Consider the following 1,251-nt stretch of genomic DNA (forward strand, 5'->3'; position numbering starts at 1 on the left):
CTTTTTTTGTTTCGGCCAGAACGACACCTCGCCCCTGTGTGCCTTCAAGAAGTTTCACGATCAAGGGTGCGCCGCCCACCATTTCAATGAGGTCATTTGTGTCTATTGGTGAGTTAGCAAAACCAGTCGTTGGAATATTGATGCCACTCTTGAGCATGAGTTGCAAAGAGAACAGTTTGTCTCTGGACTGTGAAATTGCAGCTGAGGAGTTCGTTGTATAGATCCCCATGCTTTCAAATTGGCGAGCTAATGCGGTTCCGTAAAATGTCACGCTAGGTCTTATTCTTGTAATGACAGCATCCAAATCATTAAGTATCGTTCCTCCGCGATAATGCGCTTCAGGTTCCAGTGCATCCAGTTTCATATAGCATTGCTTAACATTGAGGAAAACCATTTCATGGCCTCGCTCTTCGCCAGCCTCCAGTAATCTCTGGTTGCTATACAGCTCTTCATTGCTTGCGAGCAGGGCGATCTTAAGACCACTCTTTTCAGGTTCCTTTTTTCCATAATATCCATCGATTGTTTCTTGTGAAATTGCACCCATCAAGTCTTCTTGTTCAGGGTCAACAAGCATCCGGCCTACCATAGCTTCTCTCCCAAGAAGCATTCTGAAACCCATGGAGTCTCTATTAGCAAGCGTTAACTCTACTTCCCAAATCATTTCACCAATTTTTAGTGGCGCTTGCACAACAAAACGGGTTTCTGAGACGCCACTAGAGCTTTTAACAACTCGCTTGTCTATGATCGGGCGCTCACACCTGATAACTGTACGGCGATTATTCTGAAGCGGGTGCACTTCAAAACTCACCCATGCAGCCCCATCTCTACGAAATTGCTGAATGTTGAAAGCATGAATAGACGATGTTTTTGCCCCCGAATCCACACGCGCTTTTATGGCCGGGATTCCTAGCTCGGGAAATGCGCACCACTCCTCGCTACCAATGACTACTTTGTTATCGCTTGGTGACATAGGTGACTCCGGTGTGCGAATAGGTTGAATATAAAAGACGTATAGCGTTACTGGTGAGGGAACGGAATCACTAATCAGTGGATTCAGTTTCCTCAGGGTCGCATGTTTGCCAAATACCATCACTATCTTGATAGGAGCCGTATTGAGCGCATTGCTCTTCTTTAGTTTGAGGTTCTTCTGCGAGAGAAAAGTTCGGAATCAACATAGGTATGACCAAGGCCAGAACAGCGATGAACTTATTCATATTCATGTTCATAATTTCCTGATAAATAAAAATTATC

2 protein-coding genes are annotated in these 1,251 nt (G+C 44.8%); both read right to left on the reverse strand.

Annotation, left to right across the window (positions count from 1 at the left end; genetic code table 11):
- On the reverse strand, nt 1-970 hold a 970-nt coding region (locus A3756_RS28810), incomplete at its 3' end, for a RimK/LysX family protein (protein ID WP_068554196.1).
- Nucleotides 971-1,040: 70 nt separating this feature from the next.
- Nucleotides 1,041-1,251: hypothetical protein (locus tag A3756_RS18320; protein WP_231875568.1), on the reverse strand; the 211-nt coding region annotated here is incomplete at its 5' end.

The organism is Oleiphilus sp. HI0086, from assembly GCF_001635225.1.